The sequence below is a fragment of the Bacillus paramycoides genome (genome assembly GCF_038971285.1).
GTDB lineage: Bacteria > Bacillota > Bacilli > Bacillales > Bacillaceae_G > Bacillus_A.
This window is the reverse complement of record NZ_CP152427.1, coordinates 2,541,515-2,562,670: the sequence shown is the minus strand read 5'-3', so window position 1 is coordinate 2,562,670 and position 21,156 is coordinate 2,541,515. Positions and strand designations below refer to the sequence as shown.

20 protein-coding genes and 5 pseudogenes are annotated in these 21,156 nt (G+C 31.9%); 7 read left to right on the top strand and 18 right to left on the bottom strand.

Going from position 1 to position 21,156, the window contains the following annotated elements; genetic code table 11:
* Position 1: 1 nt before the first annotated feature.
* The 5 genes and pseudogenes from AAG068_RS13220 (at position 2) to AAG068_RS13200 (ending at position 3,574) form a co-directional block, all read left to right on the top strand.
* Complete coding sequence (locus AAG068_RS13220) at positions 2 to 343, top strand: YxiJ-like family protein (RefSeq protein ID WP_342719615.1); 342 nt, start codon at positions 2 to 4, stop codon at positions 341 to 343.
* Positions 344 to 610: 267 nt separating this feature from the next.
* Positions 611 to 976: a hypothetical protein gene (locus tag AAG068_RS13215; protein ID WP_342719614.1), complete on the top strand. Its 366-nt coding sequence runs from the start codon at positions 611 to 613 to the stop codon at positions 974 to 976.
* Positions 977 to 1,055: 79 nt separating this feature from the next.
* Positions 1,056 to 2,251, top strand: a pseudogene (locus AAG068_RS13210) (alpha/beta hydrolase).
* Between the two features lie 21 nt (positions 2,252 to 2,272).
* Complete coding sequence (locus AAG068_RS13205; protein WP_342719613.1) at positions 2,273 to 2,680, top strand: DUF1992 domain-containing protein; 408 nt, start codon at positions 2,273 to 2,275, stop codon at positions 2,678 to 2,680.
* Positions 2,681 to 2,758: 78 nt separating this feature from the next.
* A complete protein-coding gene (locus tag AAG068_RS13200; protein WP_342719612.1) occupies positions 2,759 to 3,574 on the top strand; it encodes a YwqG family protein in 816 nt (271 codons plus the stop codon).
* Between the two features lie 733 nt (positions 3,575 to 4,307).
* Here AAG068_RS13200 and AAG068_RS13195 read toward each other — a convergent pair.
* The 3 genes and pseudogenes from AAG068_RS13195 to AAG068_RS13185 form a co-directional block, all read right to left on the bottom strand.
* Positions 4,308 to 4,703, bottom strand: a complete 396-nt coding sequence (locus tag AAG068_RS13195; RefSeq protein ID WP_342719611.1) for a RidA family protein — start codon at positions 4,701 to 4,703, stop codon at positions 4,308 to 4,310.
* A 39-nt stretch (positions 4,704 to 4,742) separates the two neighbouring features.
* Positions 4,743 to 5,329, bottom strand: a pseudogene (locus AAG068_RS13190) (histidine phosphatase family protein).
* A gap of 36 nt (positions 5,330 to 5,365) precedes the next feature.
* Positions 5,366 to 5,728 (bottom strand): annotated as a pseudogene (locus AAG068_RS13185) (hypothetical protein); the annotation flags it as partial.
* A 491-nt stretch (positions 5,729 to 6,219) separates the two neighbouring features.
* On the opposite strand from AAG068_RS13185, the gene AAG068_RS13180 reads away from it, so the two are divergent.
* Positions 6,220 to 7,182, top strand: a complete 963-nt coding sequence (locus tag AAG068_RS13180; protein ID WP_342719610.1) for an MBL fold metallo-hydrolase — start codon at positions 6,220 to 6,222, stop codon at positions 7,180 to 7,182.
* 55 nt (positions 7,183 to 7,237) lie between these two features.
* Here AAG068_RS13180 and AAG068_RS13175 read toward each other — a convergent pair whose 3' ends face one another.
* From AAG068_RS13175 to AAG068_RS13110, 14 genes and pseudogenes are all read right to left on the bottom strand, one after another.
* Positions 7,238 to 8,071 (bottom strand): alpha/beta fold hydrolase, encoded by an 834-nt coding sequence (locus AAG068_RS13175; protein ID WP_342719609.1) that lies wholly within the window; start codon positions 8,069 to 8,071, stop codon positions 7,238 to 7,240.
* Positions 8,072 to 8,138: 67 nt separating this feature from the next.
* Positions 8,139 to 9,077, bottom strand: coding sequence for a hypothetical protein (locus tag AAG068_RS13170; protein WP_342719608.1), 939 nt, complete (start codon positions 9,075 to 9,077; stop codon positions 8,139 to 8,141).
* An 82-nt stretch (positions 9,078 to 9,159) separates the two neighbouring features.
* Positions 9,160 to 9,672 carry an NUDIX hydrolase gene (locus AAG068_RS13165; protein WP_342719607.1) on the bottom strand — a complete coding sequence of 171 codons (513 nt, stop codon included), beginning with the start codon at positions 9,670 to 9,672 and terminating at the stop codon, positions 9,160 to 9,162.
* 19 nt (positions 9,673 to 9,691) lie between these two features.
* Positions 9,692 to 10,630 (bottom strand): annotated as a pseudogene (gene dnaN / locus AAG068_RS13160) (DNA polymerase III subunit beta); the annotation flags it as partial.
* Between the two features lie 80 nt (positions 10,631 to 10,710).
* Positions 10,711 to 11,136 (bottom strand): GNAT family N-acetyltransferase, encoded by a 426-nt coding sequence (locus AAG068_RS13155; protein WP_342719606.1) that lies wholly within the window; start codon positions 11,134 to 11,136, stop codon positions 10,711 to 10,713.
* 179 nt (positions 11,137 to 11,315) lie between these two features.
* Positions 11,316 to 11,942 carry a cadmium resistance transporter gene (locus tag AAG068_RS13150; RefSeq protein ID WP_342719763.1) on the bottom strand — a complete coding sequence of 209 codons (627 nt, stop codon included), beginning with the start codon at positions 11,940 to 11,942 and terminating at the stop codon, positions 11,316 to 11,318.
* 235 nt (positions 11,943 to 12,177) lie between these two features.
* Complete coding sequence (locus AAG068_RS13145) at positions 12,178 to 13,386, bottom strand: L-lactate MFS transporter (RefSeq protein ID WP_342719605.1); 1,209 nt, start codon at positions 13,384 to 13,386, stop codon at positions 12,178 to 12,180.
* 284 nt (positions 13,387 to 13,670) lie between these two features.
* Entirely contained in the window at positions 13,671 to 13,814 is a 144-nt protein-coding gene (locus tag AAG068_RS13140; protein ID WP_342719604.1) for a hypothetical protein, read from the bottom strand.
* A 37-nt stretch (positions 13,815 to 13,851) separates the two neighbouring features.
* Positions 13,852 to 14,868, bottom strand: a pseudogene (locus AAG068_RS13135) (serine hydrolase domain-containing protein).
* Positions 14,869 to 14,970: 102 nt separating this feature from the next.
* Positions 14,971 to 15,243 carry a heterocycloanthracin/sonorensin family bacteriocin gene (locus tag AAG068_RS13130; protein ID WP_048525721.1) on the bottom strand — a complete coding sequence of 91 codons (273 nt, stop codon included), beginning with the start codon at positions 15,241 to 15,243 and terminating at the stop codon, positions 14,971 to 14,973.
* A gap of 199 nt (positions 15,244 to 15,442) precedes the next feature.
* Complete coding sequence (locus AAG068_RS13125) at positions 15,443 to 15,889, bottom strand: NUDIX domain-containing protein (RefSeq protein WP_342719603.1); 447 nt, start codon at positions 15,887 to 15,889, stop codon at positions 15,443 to 15,445.
* A 25-nt stretch (positions 15,890 to 15,914) separates the two neighbouring features.
* Positions 15,915 to 16,382 carry a GNAT family N-acetyltransferase gene (locus tag AAG068_RS13120; RefSeq protein WP_342719602.1) on the bottom strand — a complete coding sequence of 156 codons (468 nt, stop codon included), beginning with the start codon at positions 16,380 to 16,382 and terminating at the stop codon, positions 15,915 to 15,917.
* A 193-nt stretch (positions 16,383 to 16,575) separates the two neighbouring features.
* Positions 16,576 to 17,937 carry a glycosyl hydrolase family 8 gene (locus AAG068_RS13115; RefSeq protein ID WP_342719601.1) on the bottom strand — a complete coding sequence of 454 codons (1,362 nt, stop codon included), beginning with the start codon at positions 17,935 to 17,937 and terminating at the stop codon, positions 16,576 to 16,578.
* Between the two features lie 138 nt (positions 17,938 to 18,075).
* Positions 18,076 to 18,990, bottom strand: coding sequence for a DMT family transporter (locus AAG068_RS13110; protein ID WP_342719600.1), 915 nt, complete (start codon positions 18,988 to 18,990; stop codon positions 18,076 to 18,078).
* Positions 18,991 to 19,137: 147 nt separating this feature from the next.
* On the opposite strand from AAG068_RS13110, the gene AAG068_RS13105 reads away from it, so the two are divergent.
* Entirely contained in the window at positions 19,138 to 20,571 is a 1,434-nt protein-coding gene (locus AAG068_RS13105) for a PLP-dependent aminotransferase family protein (RefSeq protein ID WP_342719599.1), read from the top strand.
* Between the two features lie 45 nt (positions 20,572 to 20,616).
* On the opposite strand, the gene AAG068_RS13100 is transcribed toward AAG068_RS13105, so the two are convergent.
* A complete protein-coding gene (locus AAG068_RS13100) occupies positions 20,617 to 21,147 on the bottom strand; it encodes a DUF4269 domain-containing protein (RefSeq protein ID WP_342719598.1) in 531 nt (176 codons plus the stop codon).
* Positions 21,148 to 21,156: the final 9 nt, after the last annotated feature.

Sequence of the window (21,156 nt, the reverse complement as noted above, 5' to 3'; positions counted from 1 at the left end):
GTTGCTATTAGGTAAAAAGGATATTTTTAATGAATTGCAGAAAATGTATAGTCCGCTACAAAAACCGTTTCCGTATCGTGCTTCAGCAAAATTGCAGCGAGACTTAAAAAGTCAATTTACCGAAGATGACTGTATAAATGCTGATTTTAATCATTATTGGATGCATACAGCAGGTACTTTAAATTCTGTACTAAATGGAAACGAACAGAATATTACGTTTCAACAAATAAAGGGGCTAAGGAAATCGTTTTTTGAATGGTTTCCGCAATATCGTTCTATAGAAACAGAAATTGTGAAGTATCCCATTTTGTATAGGGATTTCATGAATTATGAGAAGACATAAAAACTATTACTATATTATCTTACTGAATAAAAATATAAACGTACAAGTTATGCTACTTGTGCGTTTTTTTGTTCATAAAAAATACAATTTTAATACCTTGTTTATATAGGGATTTTAAAGTGCAGAAAGAAGTACATATAGAATACAGTAAGGGAGGAGAAGCGTTTAGCAATGGTTTTCCTTTAATGCATTGTCCTACTCGAATATCGTTAGTTATTTATGTTAAAATATTTCGAGTGAAATTAAGACAGGAGGGACAACATTAACATGGAAAATGTATCAAATATAGATAAATTGGAATCAATAAAATCTTTACAATCAACAATTCGTAAACTTGAAAATGCACTATTACAAATGACTCAAAAAGGTGCGAATACTACATTAGTAAAAAAACGACTTAAAGCAGTTTGCATAGGGTTAGCAGTACTAGAAAATATTTGGAATCAAGAGAATCATCAGTATAGTCATGAAGAGCTACCAGAAGCTCGTAATATCCTTGCTGGTTTGCTCCCATCAATAGAGAAAGCCTATGACAAGTCTAAAGCTGGAAGTCCTCAAAGAACACTTTTAACAAGACGGATAAAAGCGTTGGAACTTTCTATTCAGGCAATTGATAAACTTTCTAATAAATAACTCATCTCCATACATAACATCCTAATCCTAAACTTTATAAAAGCTATATATTGAAAAGAAATACAAAGGAGGAAGATGGGTGACTTCAATAATTAGTCCTAAGTTAGAGGAGCTTAATAGTCAATTAAAGAATGGAAACGAGAAAGCTTTGTATACTTTTTTTGCATGAAATAAAGTCGAATCATACGCCACTAATAGAACAATGTCCTGTAGAAAGTCAGTATAAGCTTATAACGTATATTTGGTTAGGGGACCTAAACACTGAAAACGTTTATATATTCGGCAGTTTTTCTGGTTGGGATCTGTCTGTAAATCAATTAAAACGATTGTTACAGACAGATATTTGGTATGCAACGTTTAGGACGGATAAGAGTTTTATTTCAACGTACTATTTTTCAGTAAACGATGTTTTCGAAAATGATTGGATAAAGCGTAGTGAACAGTACGAAATGGACCAATTTAATGGAAATACATTTGGAGAAGGTACCAATAAAGCGTCTTTGTTAAACATAAGAATGTAGGTGCAATATAGCAGTCGTTTTCCTTCAAATCATTATCCATCCGGGAAAATTGAAACATATTCATTTCATAGCACAATTTTAAATAACACACGTAAAATTCATATTTATACGCCTCACGATTATTCTCACACTTCACATCTTCAAGAACTTCTCATTGTATTTGATGGGAATTCGTTCATTAATAACCTTTCAATCGCAAAAACACTTAATTATTTAATTTACGAAAAAGAAATTCCAACGTGTATTGCTGTTGCTATAGATCCAGTTAATCGGCTAGAAGAGCTAACTTATAACGATAAAATGAATGCATTTTTAACCGAGGAATTACTTTCGTGGATTCAGGCGAAGTATCGTGTGCATCAAGAAGCAAAACATACAACAATTGCCGGTTTCAGTCTTGGTGGCTTAGCAGCTTGTTATGCAGCGCTTCAAAATCCACACATTTTCGGGAACGTGTTGTCAATGTCTGGATCCGTACATTGGAAAAAGGATGGGTATGAAAATAAAATTCCTTGGATTGAAAATCAAATTTCATCTATAGATTCAAATGCGACGCAACCTCATTTTTATATAGCAGCAGGAGAACTTGAAAACAAACCTCTTTTAACGGCTAATAGACGTCTGTATAAAGCTTTAAAAGAAAAGGAATACCAAAACTTATGAAGAGTTTCAAGGCGGTCATGACGGTGTTTGGTGGCGAGAAAAGTTATTTGATGGGTTGAAAGCATTGAAACGTACAAAAACGCTACTATAAAATATAAAGGGGAGAGATTCTATGAATCAAGAAGAACTAGATAAAAAACTAAAAAAGCAAGAGATTTTAGTAAAAGATGAGAATGTTTGGACCTTTACGTATGAGGACCATATTAGTTCTATCGTGAAAGAAGCAGAAAAGAAAGGGTCTTTTGATAATTTACCTGGTAAAGGGAAACCTCTAAATCTAGATAAAGATCTTTCGTACAATCCTGAAAAGCAACTGTATAGAACTTTGAAAAATAATCATGTATTACCTAGGTGGATTGAGCTTTCAAAGGAAATTGATGATTTAAAAGAAAAGCTAAAAGAAAATACAAATACTGCAGAAGCAGCGAATTTAATTCGAACTATTAATAAAAAGGTTTTAGAACATAATTTACTTTGTCCACCAAGTGCGCAAAAAACGAGGGTGAAAACGGATTTTTAACGATTTTCAATGAAGCTATCTTTTGCTATATAATTAAGTAAGGCATTTTCAATTCATTATTAAAGGGAGGCAAATACAATGAAGAATACGTATCAACTTCAAATTCCGAAAAAACTAGAGCGATATCGTAGTATTTTAGAAGAAAGTGTGAAACCGTATATTAACGTGTCTGGAACATTAGCAGAAACAACGCTTTTTGAGAGTAAGTTTGGTGGTTATCCGTATTTACCTATAGATCAAGAGCATCCTAAAGATTCAAATGGACAACCTATGATGTTACTTGCTCAGCTAAACTTTGAAGAAATGCCGCATGTGGAATATATGCCTCAGGAGGGAATGTTACAGTTTTTTGTAAGTGCTGATGATGAGCTTTATGGAGCCGATTTTGATCATCCAACAATACAAAAAGACTTTCGCATTATTTATCATTCTACAATTATAAAAGATTTAAATAAGGTAATTACTGATTTTAGTTATTTAAACACTTTAGAATTAGAGGACTTTATTATTCCCGAAGCAGCGAAATTAAAGTTTGAATTAAGTTATCAACCAGTAACATCAAGGGATTATCGATTTGAAAAGATGTTTAGTGAGGAAATTGATTGGGAAGAAATTGTTGATGAAGAAAATAATACAGAATTAGGCGAACTGTATGATGATTTATGTGAAGATCAAGGACATAAAATTGGTGGTTACCCATTTTTTACACAGACAGATCCAAGGGAATGGGAAGAAAAATACCAGCAACATGAGGTATTATTACTACAAATCGACACAGACGATTCATTAAATATTATGTGGGGAGATTCTGGTGTTGCTAATTTCTTTATAAAGAAAGACGATTTATTAAATCTAGATTTTTCCAACGTAATTTACAATTGGGATTGTTATTAAGAGTATATAACTGAAATACTAGCAAGCTAAAAAATCTTCCTGAAGGTGAGGGAGATTTTTTTAAGTTAAAAATAAACGTTATGTTAACTAGAATAAAGAACGGTAAGTACAATAAAAGTCAAGTATAAATGACAGAAATAACAACAAATAATCTAAAGTTATAAAACGTGTGTAAATAGCAATATAAATTTATTAAGTAAAACATAAAATGAATTTAATAATTTATATTTTGTATAGAAATAATTTTTCTGTATAAAAAATTTCTTGTCGATCAAAAATGTTTTTGATTCGTTAAAGCTTAATTAATAATCGTTTAAAATTCACTGTGATGGATTTATAACAAAAAAATGATAAAAACTGTAGAAATTCGTTTAAATAAGATTTTGTGTGAATCTCACTAAAAATCTCCGTTTCATCTCATTAAGTATAGTTTACTTGGCTTTTGATACCTGATATTGCTTTGTTTCTATAACTGCCTATAATATATATTATGTTAACTTACTAAAAATAATGAACTTATTAAATGTTCGTTTTAGTGATTAGCCTCCCCTTGTTCTTTTTAATCATTTTGTGTGATGGATTGTTTAGTTGTTTGTTTTTTTGTTGTTTTAAAAGTTGTTGATGAAAAATGTCTCCAGATATAAATTATATTTAGACAATAAAAAATGCAATTCGTTTTAAATGAACGCATTAAACGAATTGCATTGATATGATGACGAATAAGTTTTTAAAATTAGTTTGCTACAGCAATTGCTTCGATTTCAATAAATAAGTTATCGTTAATTAACTTATTAACTTCTACAGCCGAACTTGCTGGAGGATTTTTAGTGTCAATGTATTGGTCTCGTATATTTCTAACAATGGCCATTTGAGAAATATCTGTTAAGAAAAATGTTAATTTTACTACATCATTAAATTGTAATTCCGAAGTTTCTAATGCACTTTTGATGTTTTCGAATACTTGTCGCGTTTGTATAGCTAAATCTCCAATGCCAACTATTTGACCATCAGTGTTAATTGCTACTTGTCCAGATATGTAAATTGTTCGTTTAGCGTTACTAACTTCGACTACATGTGAGTATCCAAAAGTTGGTGGCATCGTTTCTGGATTGATAAATTTCTTTTGCAAGATTCTTCTCTCCTCCTATATCGTATTTTCTATATATTCTTATTGATTATCTGTTTGTAAATGATCAATTTTGTTATATTCATGTATTTTCCATTGTTCTTGATCATAATAGATGCTACTTATACAGGCAGTAAAAAGTTTTGTTTTTCCTGATCCAATTTCATTATTTGATATTAAAGCTAGAATTGTATTTATGACGGCACTATGAGTAACTAAAATAACATTACTATTTGCATGTTTTTTCAAAATTATATTTAAACCGGTTATAATTCTTGTTTTTAGTAGTTCTCTCGGTTCTTGATTTGTATAATTACGATTTGGAAACATTTTCACCCGGTCTTCTGTCGTTAATTCTTAAGCCATACCATAATCACGTTCTATAAATTTTCCATTTCAATGATTTCAACTGGTTTTAACATGTACTGATTTATGATTTCAGCTGTTTGTTTTGCTCTTGATAAAGGACTAGAAATAATTACATCCCATCGGTTTTCACGCAAATACAAACCGCATTTTTCGGCTTGTTGCTTACCGTTTTTATTTAGATCAATGTTATCACGGCCTTGAAGCTTTCCAATAGCATTCCATTCAGTTTCACCATGTCTAATTAAGCATACAACAGTCATATACATACCCTCCTGTTACTTATATGAAGGTCAAATTTAATAAATTATATATGTCTGGTTCTTATGAGAACTGATTCTAATTACACCTTGTTTTATTAATTCTTCAGTTACTTTTGTATAGAAAAAGTGATACCACCAGATAAAGAACTCTTCATAAGTTATTTCTTTTGAGTATCTGCTACTTACAAAGTATTCTTTTAAAGGTTTATCGTTTTCTTTAAATAATAAGACTAAATCTTTACTGATTGTGTTCGCAATTTCGTTAAGTATAGATAAGTCTGTTGATCTAAATACAGGGATAACAGGTTGTGAATTTTGATATAAGCCTAATTTTTCGTAAACTATATTTAAATGAAAATCTATTTGTCTATCTGCCGCTACGAAACCTTTTACTATTGACCATGTTTTAAAATAATCTTCTGATATGTCATACCTCCTCTTCCAACTCCCTATAGCACGCCTTGGAACGTTATTGTCTGTTAAAACCATACGAATATACCTAGCAGACACATTGGCAAGCGTAGCTATTTCTGAGGTACTCTTCCCTTCTGTATATAGCTGAGTTATTTCAGATTTTGATAGTTTACATTTTGATTTCTTTTTTCTCTCTATTTGCACTTACATCCTCTCCTTCCTTTTAATAATTAGAGACGTATTTTCTTCTATAAAATATAACAAAACGTATGTTCTTTGTTGTTTATAAGAAATTATTTACCAAATTAAAACAATTTACATTTACTTTATATTCGTTTTAACTGCTGCATGATTTGTTTTTTGTATATAAGAATAATGAATTCGACAAATTTATGAAAGGTAAATTAATTTCGTTTAAACTACAAATAGCTACAATAACAACATACGTATATTGTTAAACGTAAAAAGGAGAACGAATGAAAAAGAAATATATGAATCAAATTCATACTGATGTAAGTTTTAAACCGAAAGATATTATCGGTTTAATGACTGATTACTTTAAAATGAAATCAAAACTGCGTCCTTTAAAGAATTTACCTATTGTTTTATCGGATAAAAATAATGAGTCTTTAGAGAGTGTGACATGGTTTGGGCACTCTGCTTCCCTTGTGAAAATAGAAGGTAAAACATTGTTATTAGACCCAATGTTTGGAGATGCCTCTTCCCCATTTCCTCTGTTTAATAGTAAACGTTATAGTGGTGCTTTTTCTTTAGAGCGTGAAAATCTTCAAGAAATTGATGCGATTATCATTTCTCATAATCACTATGATCATTTGAATTACAAGAGTATTATGCAGTTGAAAGATTGTGCAAAGCATTTTTATGTTCCAACTGGAGTTGCGCAATATTTAATGAAATGGGGCGTTTCACCTAGTAAAATTAGTGAGCATAATTGGTGGGACGAAATTACGTTTGATAATTTAAAATTAGTTTGCGCACCTGCAAGGCATTTCTCAGGAAGAAGTATGACAGATAGAGACTGTTCTTTATGGTGTTCATGGCTTATTCTTGGGCAAGAGACTAAAGTTTTCTTTAGTGGTGATAGCGGATATGCTCCCCACTTTAAGGAAATTGGTGATAAATACGGTCCATTCGATCTTACATTGATGGAATGCGGACAATATGATCCGAGGTGGTCTGTTATTCATATGTTGCCTGAAGAAACGGTACAAGCACATATTGACGTGAAAGGAGAACTCCTTCTTCCAATTCATTGGGGTGCTTTTACATTAGCATTACATGAATGGAGTGACCCGATAGAACGTGTTACAAAAGAAGCCAAGCGTTTAGAAGTTAAAATTACAACGCCTCAAATTGGCGAATCTATTACGTTAAAATCTACAGACTATCCTAGGTATGCTTGGTGGCGAAAAATCTAATTATAATAAAAAGCAAATCTGTCTTATATAGAAGATTCGCTTTTTTTCTTATTAATTATAATGTATTTTTTACAAACTGATTAAATTTGTCTATTTCTTCAACGAATGGATTATGATTACTTTCTTCAAATTTAGTTAATACTGCGTTCGGGATCAAATTTTCTATTTCACGAGAAAATATGTAGGGACATTGTGCATCATGCTTACCACAGTATATAAAACTTGGAACTTTTATGAATTTAAGTTTCTGACGAACATCATAATCTTTATATTCAACTTGTCTAAAATAATTTAACCGATTGCCAACTGTCTTTCCGCTATTCGGCAATTTTAATGCCTCTTCAAGCTTTTCTTCAGAATAAAAAGACATAAGTGCCCACTCTCTACTTAATACTTTTCTTTCTTCTTGTAATGTACTATCATCATTTAATGCATTCATAATTGATACGATTCTATTAAAATTTTCATTTTTACTACAGTATATACTATCTTTGTGAGATGCATATTCCATACTCGCTGCTGCGCCACCAACAATTATTTTCGTTAAACTTTCTTGTGCTTCAGTCGCATATACAAGAGCTAACATCCCTCCTGTCGAATGACCAGCAAACCCCCACTTATTAATATATAAAGCTTCCCGAATCGCTTCTAAATCTTTAACCGTTTCCATCATACTATATTCGGAATCGGTATTTGCTAAATCTGAATTGCCACAACCCTTTAAATTAACTAAATATACGCTATAAAAATTAGTGAACGGGTTTGCAAAAATATTTCCATTATCGTTATACTCGCTATACATATGTGTAACGCATAAAGGCGGACCTTCTCCCTTCACAAAATACTCAAAATTGCCTCTAGTAGTTTTGATAATATTTGTTTTCCACATATTGAATCTCCTGTCTAAAATTTTTATTTCTATTCGCTTTTTAGAAGTGAATTCATAAATAAAAATATTACTTTACTATATTTGCTTTCCCGCTATCTAAAATTCTATTTGCTGGTACACTGGACATTTCAATTACTGTATTCATACTCTTATCAGTTAGTTCAATAAGCTCCTTTTCATGATTGATTTTCTGCAAATCCCACACCATTCCCCTGAACTCGTTATGCTGTCCACTTACTCTTAATATATTTTTCGTTTTACTTGATGGCTGTATTTGTAGATTTGTAAATTGGTTACCACTAATTTCATTTGGCGTAGTTACTTGACAATCTATATAAATCATATTTACACAGTCTTCTAAAGAAAAGTTCATAAAACGATTGGCATTTATCCAAGCTTGTCCGCTGCTCGGTTTTTTCGCTACTAATTTCAGCCCCGTTTCCATTCCCACAACTTTAACGTTTTCAAAGTTAACAAACGAAATTTCATTTTCTTTTCCAGCGGAGTATAAAGAAATTCCGGTACCTTTATTTGTTTCTGTCCAATTAATAATATTTATATCTTTTATTTGTGTCTTGTGCCACGTGTTATAATACTTATTTTTTCCATCTAAATATATAACTTCAGAATTAAATGTAGGATCGTCTATAGCTATATAGGCTCCTTCGATAGAAGCATTTTTTTCTAATTCTAGAACTCTAAAATTACCTTCGACAACAAATTGTGTTCCATACCCAAATGATAACTTTACACCTTGTTTCACTATAATTGTTGAGGTGATTTTGTACTTCTTATCATCTAGCAATACTGTTTTAATTTTACTAGATTCTGCTTTATTAATAGCAGATTGTATTTTGATTGAATCATTTTTACCTTTAAAGTCTTCTACATACACTTTATCATTTTTAGCCACACTATCTTTTTTGTTGTATTGATAAAAAGCAAAAGTAATTAAAACTACAGCTATGAGTAAAATAATTATTTTCTTCATTACACTCATCTCCATTTGAATTTTCTCCTGAGCTACTCTTCGAATCATTTGAGTTATAATTATTTTGCTGTGTATGATAGATTACAATTTCTGCTTTTTATAATTGAACTATATTATCTATAGAACTATCCTGCTTAGCCAATTCTTCATTCCTAGAATCTATTAATTTATGATTAGATAAAACAAAATTGTGCTCTAATATTAATTCGTTGTGGAGTACTTCATATAAAAAATTTGGTATCATCTCTCCTACGCCGTAATTATAGTCGCTTAGAATCCAAGAAATCTCTTTCCAATCTAAAATTCCTTCTGATACTTTTTTTGGAGTTTGATATGTAAATTCATTCATTAGCTCTATTAGATAAAGATACATACCGCCAGAATATGAAGAGTCTTCCCACTTAATAATGCCTTTAAATTGAATCTGGTCATGCGTAACTTCTATATTAGTCTCTTCTTTTATTTCACGAATTGCATTTTCTAAAGGTGTTTCTCCCTTTTCTATCTTTCCCCCTACCCCATTCCACAATCCTTTTACAGGGTCATATTCTCTATTTAACATAAGTATCTCTTCATTTCTCTTTATAAAACATAGAGTGTGCTTGTACATAAAGTAAATCCTTCCTTTGTTATGAATAAGTTCTTACTGGAGATATAAGATGTACTGCTGCAGATTGTGTCCCTGCTTCAATTAATATCGGTCTCATAGAACCGCTGAAGCTTAAAGTAACCGTTTCTTCTTTTATTGCCTTTAAAGCATCTAACATAAATCGTCCATCGAAAGATATATTTAATTGTTTTTCACCTTGAATCGCATCTACTTGTTGTGTCTCATATATTTTTCCAATCTGAGAAGCGTTAGAAGAAACTTTAATTGTAGATTCGTTTACAATTTCTAAGTTAACATTGTTATTTGCCCATTCACTTGCTAATAAGCTTGATCGATCTACACCTTGTAAAATCCTTTTTCTATCTATGTTAATGACTGTTTGAAAGTCATTTGGAATTAAACTAGATATATTAGGATATTTCCCTTCAATTAGTCTTGAATATAATGTAGTTGTACCGAATGTAAAAATAATGTGACTTTCTGAAAGATAGATGTATACGAATTCTGAATTACTACTCATTAATTTTAGCAGTTCGCTAATAGTTGCACTTGGTACGATACAACTTGCTTTCGTATCTGTAGCAATTATCATTTCGCGTATAGCAAGTCTATGTGAATCAGTTGCTACGCAGATTAATTTATTATGATCTAACTCTAAATGAACACCGGTAAGAACAGGTCTAGATTCATTTTTAGCTACCGCAAAGACAGTTTGTTTAAACACTTCAATCAATTGTTCTGTTTCTATTTGTACTTTTGCATGATCGTTTATAAGTGGTACATTCGGAAACTCGTATGTTGGAAGTCCATTTAAGTTTAATGTGATTTCTTCTGACTGTATCGTAATGATTTGCTCATCCTTACTTTATATTGTTACATCACTTGGCATTTTCTTTATAATTTCAATAAAATATTTAGCAGGTACTACTATAGTTCCTGCTTTTAAATATCTCTTTATGACTAAATAAAAAAGAACGTATTTTGAAAGCAACTATTCAACGTACGCTCTTTATACTTTGATAAATTCATTTTTGGATTCTATATAATTTCTAACCTTTTTTCTAAATAGTATCGATTGTGCCCTTTAGGGTGATCTTCACTTACTCCAATTACTTTATATCCATGTTTTTTATAAAACACAGGTGCCTGAAAGCTAAAAGTATCTAAATTGATTAGCCTACACTCTTGTTCAATTGCAAATTCTTCAATAAGTTTTAATAACTTGGTTCCGTAGCCTTCGTGTCTATATTCTTCAGAAACCCAAAGGAAATCGACATGTACGTGGTGCCAAAATGTAATTGCAGTTATTCCGCCTACAATTTCTTCCTCTTGATTTCTCACTATAAAACTAATTTTTTCTGAAGGCTTTTTCTCTTCATCCGAAATATGTTTTTGGTTATATTCAATTACTTTTTCTCTTATGTAATCACTATCTTCCTGGATCCATTGTTTTACTATTTTCATTTTAATTATCACGCTCCTTTTAAAGTATCTATTCAATTTAATAATCGTAATATCCTGTCTAACTTAATAGACGTAGAGCACTATTTCATTTCACTAATATAAAGAAAAGCCATACTACATTTTATCTGTATTACGGCTTTTTACGGCGCTTGATTCTTTTTAATCCAAGTTTCAACATATTAGCACAATAATTCAATTGTATTACTGCGGACAAGAATGAACATTCCTAAACCAATTAGAACGATTGGAACGATAATATGACAATTTCTCTCAAGTACTTTAGCTAAAATAGGAGCTCTTATCAATTTGTAGCTAATAAAACACCATATTGCTATCATGCAATAAAAGATTACTAATGTAACAATATTGGCATTAAGATTTTGACTAGCAAATATTGGTATATAAATCGAAATATTATCAGCTCCATTAGCTAATGTAATTGAAGCTACTTTAAATATTGAACTAGAAGCGTTATCAATGACTTCGTTACTTCTATAAGAACGAAGTGACAATAGTCCTTTCACTCCTATATAAATGGGCACGAATCCTAATAATCCGATCCACGAAACAGGAATGAAAAAAGCGCTTAAAGAACCGATGATACTTAGAAAAATAATGAAACTAAACCCAAAATATTGTCCAGTAACAATATAAAGTTCTTTCATTTTAGTTTTTCCTCGGACAGTTCTACCTTCTTTCTTAATTACTCCTGTCCTTATTTGTGAAAATAAAACAAGAAGTATAAAAATGTCATCAATATTTGTTGAAGTGAATGCGATAAAAGAAGAAATTATAGTTGTAACCAATATAAGCCAACTACCTTTATAATAAAATAATGGTGTACAAATGAATTGCATATCTAATAACAAAGGTGGTTAATGTAGGTTTATAACATGATTTCAGTGCCTTTATAAAACAATATGAATATTTTACTAATCTGCTACTTAGTTGCTAAAGAAATAAATTACTTTACTACCTTTCAAATCATTTTCACTTATTTTGTAATATAAAAAGAGCCCTATACAAGGACTCTTTTTAAACTTAAGCTACTTTCCGATATAAATGTCGTGTTTCTTTTTTGTTTTCTGCTTTTGGTGGACGAATTAATATCGAAATAATGAAGGAAATAACACTTAAAACACCGATTATAATAAAGGTCGGTTGAAATCCACCCAGTAACGCTCCAATGAACGCTCCTGCAAGTGCACCGAACCCGAAACCTTGATATACAATCCCATAATTTGTACTATGGTTTTTTAATCCGAAGAAATCTCCAACAATTGCTGGGAAGATTGTGATATTACCACCAAAGCAAAAGGCAACGCTTGCTACACAAGCGAAATAAATGCCGTAATTTAGTGGAATGAAACTTAAAGTAAAGACTGACAATCCAATAATAATAAATGTTGCAGAGACAATTTTCATTCGACCAATTTTATCTGATAATGTTCCAAGAACAATTCTACCTACCGTATTAAAAATTGCAATCATTGCAACGGCATTAGCTGCAGTTGCTGCGCTAAGTCCAACGAGCTGCACTCCGATATCTTTTACCATACCGATTAAATATAGGCCACCCATACACGATGTGAATAGCATAAAAAACAAAAGATATACTTGTTTCGTTTGCATCATTTCACGAGGCGTATAATCATTGTGTAAAGTCTCAGTTACGGTGTTACTTACTATTGCTTCACGTAAGAAGAAAGATCCAGTTAATACTAAAAGTAAAACGATAATCCCCCAATATAAAAATGCTTGTGATACACCAAGACTATCGATGAGACTTCCGTTTATATATCTAAAGATTAAGCTGCCCATTCCATATGCAGAAACAGATATACCAGAAATAAGTCCTTTTCGATTTGGAAACCATTTAATTAAATTAGATAATGATGTAATATAAGCAGTTCCATCAGCATAACCAACTACTACACCAGCTAATAAATATAGTAATGGTAAGGAAGAAACTTGTGAACTAAGTATTAAACCGAGTCCCAGCACAATCCCTGCAGTAGCGATGAGTTTTCGAAGTCCTAATTTTTGCTGCAACTTTCCTGCAAATAAGGTTGAAAATGATAAAGAAAAGCTTGTTATGGAGAAAGTTATTGCAACTGCATTGAGATTCCATCCAAACTTACTTACAAGGGGCTGATTAAATAAACTCCATGTATAAATTGTCCCAAGACCAATTTGAACAACGATTGTACCTAGAACAATTAGTAACGGATTTATAGAGGTTTGTTTCATACTAACTGTCCCCTTCTTTTATCATGACATGAATTTTCACAGTTAGTATAACCATCATAAGAAGCAAGATACTGCATGAAAAATGGAAATTGAATTCATGTACACAAAAAGACACTCCATAATGAAGTGTCTTTCTGCAGGTTATATTAGATTTACTTAAAGAAAGCTTTGTTAAGATAAGACATTTTCAAATGCTTATGTATATAGAGTACCAAAAGATTTCAATCATGTGATGGGACTTAAGATGTATTTTTCATTCATCATATAGTCGGATGAACGAAAAATTAATATTCAATTTCATCAAAATCTTTCGGCTGCGGTACCGTTTGCATGTTAGCTGCATCTTTCGGATCGCTATAAATTGCATTTTGTTCTGTATTTACATCTCTAATGTTTTGCTTTTTGTTTTTGTTCATTTTATCTTTCACTTTCTCTCACTCCTTTTCATTTTCACTATAGGAGTAATTATGCCCCATTACCGTTACGAAATGTATCTGCGACTAAATTGCTGAATTCACGTAAATAATATAAATAATTATCACCGCCGTAGTTATATCTTTTATTATACATTTTCGCAACAACTACATTAAATTCAGGTATTACTAATATAGTCGGACCGGTAATTCCTAATATTTGAAACGATCCTTTTGGAACTCATTCACCAAGCTCACTTAAAAGCGCAGGTTCATTTTGAACGAACCAAAATAACCCGTTTTGTGGTAGTTCATTGTTTGTAAATGTTGGACTCTGTAAACTTGTCGCAATTTCTATTACTTCTTTTGGAACAATTTGTTTCCCGTTTAATACACCTTGATTTAAATGAAGATTCCCCCAATAAGCAAATTCTCTAGCTGAAACAAACAGATTTTTTTCCGTACCGTCATCTACTGTACCAATTGTGCTAATTGCATCTTCATTTGGATCATTAACAACTTCAACTAAATTTTCATCTTGCTGAATTCTCCAACCTGTTTCTTGGAAATTAGCTAGATCAAATACACGCTCCTTTAACAATTCGGGAAAACTTTTGTTATATAGCTGATAAATCCGATGTGTCATCATCCTTACATTAATATCTCTATACGCCCAAGCTTGTCCCGGTTCAAATTCACGAAAAATTGTCCCGTCATTCGTTTCTTCTAATCCGTGCGAATGTGTTACTAAATGTCTTATCGTTGTTTTACCAAGCAATGCAGGATCAAAGTCTCTAAAATATTTTATCGCTGCATCATCAATAGCGTTTATTTTCCCTTCGTAAAGCGCATATGCTACCATTAAACTTAAATAACTTTTTCTCGCAGAAGCAACGTTGAATTGTGATGAAACTGTTACTTTCTTGCTTGTAGATACATTTGAATGATGGCCACTATAATGCTCTAGTACGATTTTGTTATCTTTTATGATGCACAGTGCTGTTGCAGAACTATGATTTTCTTTTTTTATATTTTCTACCCAAGAAATTAACTTATCGTGTGTATACAAATACATCCTCCTTAACACGAATAAAAAATTACAGCATGAAAGAAAAATATAAAATAATATTTACACCTTTCTTTCATGCGAAATATGATTGATTTTCTATACTTAAATGATCCACCAATTCCAGCAGTTAAAACAACCGAAACAACCGAAACAACCAGCGCATCCTACACAACGACCACCGCAACCTCCGCATCTTCCGCCGCCACATCCACCACAGCGACCACCACAACCTCCGCATCCGCCACAACGACGTGCATCGTCTTGAATGTAATAGTATGGATATTGATTTTGTTGTAGTTGATCCCAATACACAACATTACCAGATTGATAATCATTAAGATTTAATGATTGTAGTTCTTGTTGAAATTGATTCATTCCGAAACCCTCCATTTATAAAAATAAATTCCGTCCCAATGTTAAAGTTCGTATACTTTTGCAAACAAGGTAGAAACAAGACTATAGACTAAATGCGTACATCAACAAAATATGAACTTACACTAGGTGATGTACCTTGTTTTTTAGCCTATTTTCTTAATCCCTTTTCGGTAGACGAATTTATTATTAATAGAGGTATTTAAAAATTACTAATCCAACAGTTTAGTAGTTCATCGCTTAATTTTCTTTCTAGCAACTCTTTAACCGAAGGAGCTGGCATGATCTTATAAGTATTTAAAGCTTCTTGATTAAAATCTATCCAGTGAAACGCTAAATGAGATTCTTTAGATTTTGGTATGAAATCATTATGTAACTCTTGTGAATCTATTTCAAAAATGTGATTAATTTCATGATGAAGAACTTCTCGGTCTTCCCATTTGTTTTCTATGACTCCTAAAAATTGTTTTATACTACAGTTAACTCCGAGTTCTTCTCGCAATTCTCTTATTAATGCATTCTCAGCCGATTCGCCAACTTCAACGTGACCACCTGGTAAAAAATAATGATGGCCAATATATTCAGCTACTAATAATTTTTTATCCTTTATCAATACAGCTCGTACAATATGATGAAATTTATTTTTCAATTGCTATCCCTCCCAGCCATTTACTTTATAATTGATTAACAAATAAACGATAAACTTGCTCCCCATCATAATCATGTCCCAATGGTTGAAAACCGTAACGTTCATATAATTTCTTTGCAGAGACATTATCTTTATGTACCGTTAACCTTATTTCTCTACACGCCTTATATGTATTTTTTATTAAATAGATGCTTTTCTGTAATGCTGCTTTTCCATACCCATTGCCTTGCTGCTTTTGATCGATAATAAAGCCGTTTATCCAATACATATCAGTTGTCTTTTTTATAACAGCGTGCATAACAAAACCAACCATTAGCTCGCCGTCGTATATCGCAAATGGTATGTATTCTACATTGTCACCATCTGGTTTTATATACACTTTAGCAAGTGAAACTGCTACAGTTGGTACAAATTTTCTTTGCTCTTCTTTAACTTGTAATTTTAATGCATCTTCCCAATTTGCTCTCGTAACAATCTTTAACTGGATATTCAATATTTTAGGCTCCTTTATAAATAAGTTGTATTTTTATATTCAACAGAGTGACATATTCTCCCTTTTCCAACAACAACCTACAACATGATCTTATTAAATTTTTCTTTATTTAATTGTAAACCTATATTGCTTCACGAAATATTAAAAAGGAACTAGCATAGTGCTAATTCCTTTTACTAAAAAGAATACCCTGTTATTTATCGTATCCTTTTTGAGCTTCATCATTTATTAGGTTTTCTATTTTCTTATCATCAGGTACTGGTTTCCACCAATTACCTGTAATAAATAGCATAGTTAATAAATTATAACTATCACTAAAGTAACTTTCTTTCTTATTCTTCATCCAATCCCAACCGCTATTTACCCACTTTTGATTATTGCTACTCGTTATACTTGCAGCAATAAATGGTGAAACAAATACAGCAGTTGAATAACTACCAATATTGGATCCGTTTAATTGATAACCATCCACAATTTTAGAAGGATTTCCATTCGTCTTATTTTGAATCCATGAAGAGACTTTGTCAGAGATAACTTTACTTCTTTTCTCTCCATACATCGCATAGTCCATTACAATCCTTAATGGTACCCGGCTAGCATTGTAATAATATGCATTTGTATACTGTGACTCATCTAAGAAATCTTTAGGTGCTGGTTGTAGTGGGTTTTTCACAACAAAATCTGAAATAAGCCCTGTATTTGGAGAGTACTTATTACTAAATTGCGTATAAACATCGTACAAATTATTAATAACAGTAAGCCAAGTTTTATCACCTGTAAATTCATAAAATGCTCTAAGGTGTGACATCATCCAATCAGATGGTCTTGTATCAAGTGAACTTTTAGAAGCCCAATCTCCTAAATTTAGTCGGTTATTATTTGTAACATTACTAGCTTTAATACCTTTTGTAATCATGTCTTGTGCTTCTTTCAAATAATTAACCGATCCATTTGACCCCCACTGCTTATGAGCAAGAAGAAGGGAATACGCAATATCTAAATCCCCATCAGTAGCAGAATCAAAATGACCTTGTGCTTTTTTACTATCTGCGACAACCCATCCCATTAAATTAGGATTTTGAGAGCTTTTAAAAGTTCTTGCTGTTTTAAATAAACCGTCATAGATTTTTTGAGCATTCGAATCATAACCAGCCATTAATACTGTAATTATCATCCCATACCCTTGACCTTCTGAAGTTCCAAGTGGCTTAAACCCATCCGCATCACCCGTAATCTCTCCTTTTACGTAATAACCACCAGGTAAAGAAGATAAATCATTTTTCAAATATTTCTTTTTCCAATTATCGTAGTAACTTCTTACAGAAGCATTTAAACTTTCCTGTGTAACATGATTCGGTTTTATAACACCTGCATAATTAACTTGCTGGGGAAATGGTTTCATTTCCTTTGCAGCAGCTACTTGTTGATTAACTACGTGAATAGAATTTTGTACTGAATTGTCCGTTACAATTGCTGCGAAACTAGAATTAGAAAAACTAGCTAATCCGATTCCTATAATAGAAATACATGTGAAAACTTTCCTTTTTCCATTCATTATGTTTTCATCTCCTTTTAAAATACTTACTACCCAAAATGTAACATACAATATTTAACTAAAATACAAAATATTATATTTATCAACAAAAGAAAGAAATTATAATAAAAAGTATAATAAAATGGTTATGGAATGAGTTTATATTGATTTATTATTTACTAGAGTTGTATATTTTTCTTTTTTTGATAGTGATACATGTGCAATTAAAACTCCAAGTATAGTAATTCCCCCGCCAATTATCGAAACAAAAGTCGGTAATTCACCTAACCATAACCAAGCAATAAAACATGCAGTTACTGGCGTTAAATATAGAGAACTTGTTGCCTCAGCAGCACCAGCATGAGATATGATATAGGCCAATGTGACATATGGGAGTACTGTTGGAAATAAGCCTAAATATAAAACACTCACATTCACTTCAAGAGGAGCTGCTAGTATTTCTTGATACATTCCCGGTAAGAAAATAAACATACATACAGTACTAGATAAAATTGTATATATGGTAAATGGTAAAAAGCCGTACTTTTTTAAGTAAGAAATTTGGAAAACAAAATATAGGCTTTCTGAAATCGCTGCTAATAATATAAATAATCCCCCACTATTCAATTGAATAGCATCTCCTTGACTAAATGATATGAGAGCAATTCCTATAAAACTAATTACACCACCGATCCAACCATTTAATTTCATTTTTTCGTTCAAAAAAACAGAAGCAAGAATTGCCGTTACTATAGGTGTGACGGAAACAATTAAACTTGCAGAACCAGCATTTACTGTTTTTTCGCCATAGTTTAATGCTATGTGATAAAAAGTGAATCCTAACGCACCGAACATAAAAATTGCTGGGATATCCTTTAAATCCGGTAGCCGTAACTTGTAAATAAAAGAAAACAACAGAAGTATAAATGAAGCGATTAATAAACGTAGTAAAGTAAGATGCTCAGGTGTATAAGATTCAAGCCCCATACGAATTGCCGGAAAGGCAGTCCCCCATATTAAAATCGTAAAAGCATGAGCACAAATAATCGAAAAATCCCGTTTTTTATAATTCATGTTTTTCTCCCCCTTCAAACCAACCACTTTATAATTACCAATTATTTCTTTTCATCATATTTAATAGTTGATACAATGTCTTCAACCAGTTACTTATCGTAAAAACCAACCACTTGGCATTTTTAAAGTGAACGAGGGAGTTTTTTTATGGCAACGAATAAAAAACTGCCTAAATATCGGCAGATAGTAGATTATATGAAAGAAAAAATTGAATACGGTGAATGGCCTATTGGAAGTAAGATTCCTAGTCAACGTCAGTTAGCCAAATTATTTCATGTAAATCGAAGTACTGTAATAACTGCGCTAGATGAACTAATGGCAGATGGCTTAATTCAAGGACAAATCGGAGCAGGAACAATTGTAACGAATAATACATGGTCATTATTAGCGACGAATCCCCCGCCTGATTGGAGTGAATATGTAAAGGCTGGTATTCATAAGCCTAGCAAGTTAATGGTGCGAGAAATAAATGAAGCAGAAGCAAATAAAACACTTATCCACCTTAGTAAAGGTGAACTTGCTCCTGAACTTTTTCCGCTAAAAACGATGCAGTCCATTATGAAAAGCGTAAGTGACGAATTAGATTATTTTGGATACGAAGAACAAAAAGGGTTTTATCCGTTACGTGAAGCAATAAGTAAATACGTAAAATCATTTGGAATCCATACGTCACCGAGTTCTATATTAATCGTCTCTGGTGCATTACAAGCATTGCAATTAATATCAATTGGTCTTTTGCATCGAGAATCCACTGTTTTACTTGAACAACCTTCTTACTTATATTCACTTCATGTATTTCAATCAGCAAATATAAATTTATCTGGTATAGCTATGGATCATCACGGTGTTTTACCTAACGAATTATTAAAACGCATTAAATATAGTCAAAAGAAAAACATTTTATATTCTATCCCTAGTTTTCAAAACCCAACAGGGATATTAATGTCTAAAGAGCGAAGAAAAGAAATAATAAAAATATGTGAAAAGGACCAGCTACCTATTATTGAAGATGATATTTACCGCGAGTTATGGATTGATGAACCACCTCCAGCTCCTTTAAAGTCGATGGATAAACATGGACATGTATTATATATTGGGAGCCTATCTAAAACACTTAGCCCAGGACTTAGAATTGGATGGATTATGGGACCTGAACCAGTTATTGATAGATTGTCAGATATAAAAATGCAAACGGACTATGGATCGAGCTCTTTATCTCAAAGAGTCGCTGCTGAATGGATAAAAAAAGGTTTTTATGAAGAACATGTAGCAAATGTAAGAATTCAATTAAAAGAACGAAGACAAATCATGATACAAGCTTTAAATAAGTATTGTGCAGATGTTGCCGCGTGGGATATTCCTACTGGTGGATTTTTTATATGGCTAAAGGTTGTACCTAACATTTCGATGAAGAAATTATTTTCAGAGGCGCTATCAAAAGGAATTCTTTTAAACCCAGGACGTATTTATGAAGAAGAATCAAATCAATACATTCGTTTATCATATGGATATGCTTCTCCAGAGCAAATGACTAACGGGATTAAATTACTGAGTGAATTAATTCGTAAGCTAATGGCATAATAAAAACTCCTCTTTTATCTATAGAGGAGTTTTTGCGTATCTTATTTACCACAATCTCATTTCCTGCCCTAACAAAATAAGTTCCTCATAAGGATCTCCGTCAATATTTAATATTTGAGCAAAAGCAGGTTCTGTTTTCAAACCGTTTTCTTTCAAGCGAATAATTTCTTCCCTTATATGGGGATGCTGCATTAATAGCATATGCTCTACTATCATATGTCTATATGCATTTTGATTACGCACTGGCTTAGGCTGAGCAAATAATTCAAATTCAAAACCTTCAAATTTAAAATTTACCTTTATCGATTCAGTATTTTTCATTTTTTTCTTTTTTATTTTAAACCCTTCATAAGAACCATATAAAGATCTCATTTCTTGTTCAAAAACATCAAAGTTATGTACTTCCATTACTATATCTAAGTCAGATTGAAGAGTATCAATTCTTATAGGGATTGTCCCACAAAGAACGGGACTATACAAAGCTAAATCCTCCATAATATTTAGTTTGTTCAAAACATCATATACCTTTTGTTGCTTGTCATTCCCTGATTGTAAATATGTAATAGATGTAAACATGGAAGTCTC

Bases quoted from the DNA above. Each gene is read 5' to 3' on its own strand.
- AAG068_RS13215 (WP_342719614.1), top strand. From the start codon at position 611: ATGGAAAATGTATCAAATATAGATAAATTGGAATCAATAAAATCTTTA.
- AAG068_RS13205 (WP_342719613.1), top strand. From the start codon at position 2,273: ATGAATCAAGAAGAACTAGATAAAAAACTAAAAAAGCAAGAGATTTTA.
- AAG068_RS13200 (WP_342719612.1), top strand. From the start codon at position 2,759: ATGAAGAATACGTATCAACTTCAAATTCCGAAAAAACTAGAGCGATAT.
- AAG068_RS13180 (WP_342719610.1), top strand. From the start codon at position 6,220: ATGAAAAAGAAATATATGAATCAAATTCATACTGATGTAAGTTTTAAA.
- AAG068_RS13175 (WP_342719609.1), bottom strand. From the start codon at position 8,071: ATGTGGAAAACAAATATTATCAAAACTACTAGAGGCAATTTTGAGTAT.
- AAG068_RS13170 (WP_342719608.1), bottom strand. From the start codon at position 9,077: ATGGAGATGAGTGTAATGAAGAAAATAATTATTTTACTCATAGCTGTA.
- AAG068_RS13165 (WP_342719607.1), bottom strand. From the start codon at position 9,672: ATGTACAAGCACACTCTATGTTTTATAAAGAGAAATGAAGAGATACTT.
- AAG068_RS13155 (WP_342719606.1), bottom strand. From the start codon at position 11,136: ATGAAAATAGTAAAACAATGGATCCAGGAAGATAGTGATTACATAAGA.
- AAG068_RS13145 (WP_342719605.1), bottom strand. From the start codon at position 13,386: ATGAAACAAACCTCTATAAATCCGTTACTAATTGTTCTAGGTACAATC.
- AAG068_RS13130 (WP_048525721.1), bottom strand. From the start codon at position 15,243: ATGAATCAATTTCAACAAGAACTACAATCATTAAATCTTAATGATTAT.
- AAG068_RS13115 (WP_342719601.1), bottom strand. From the start codon at position 17,937: ATGAATGGAAAAAGGAAAGTTTTCACATGTATTTCTATTATAGGAATC.
- AAG068_RS13110 (WP_342719600.1), bottom strand. From the start codon at position 18,990: ATGAATTATAAAAAACGGGATTTTTCGATTATTTGTGCTCATGCTTTT.
- AAG068_RS13105 (WP_342719599.1), top strand. From the start codon at position 19,138: ATGGCAACGAATAAAAAACTGCCTAAATATCGGCAGATAGTAGATTAT.
- AAG068_RS13100 (WP_342719598.1), bottom strand. From the start codon at position 21,147: ATGTTTACATCTATTACATATTTACAATCAGGGAATGACAAGCAACAA.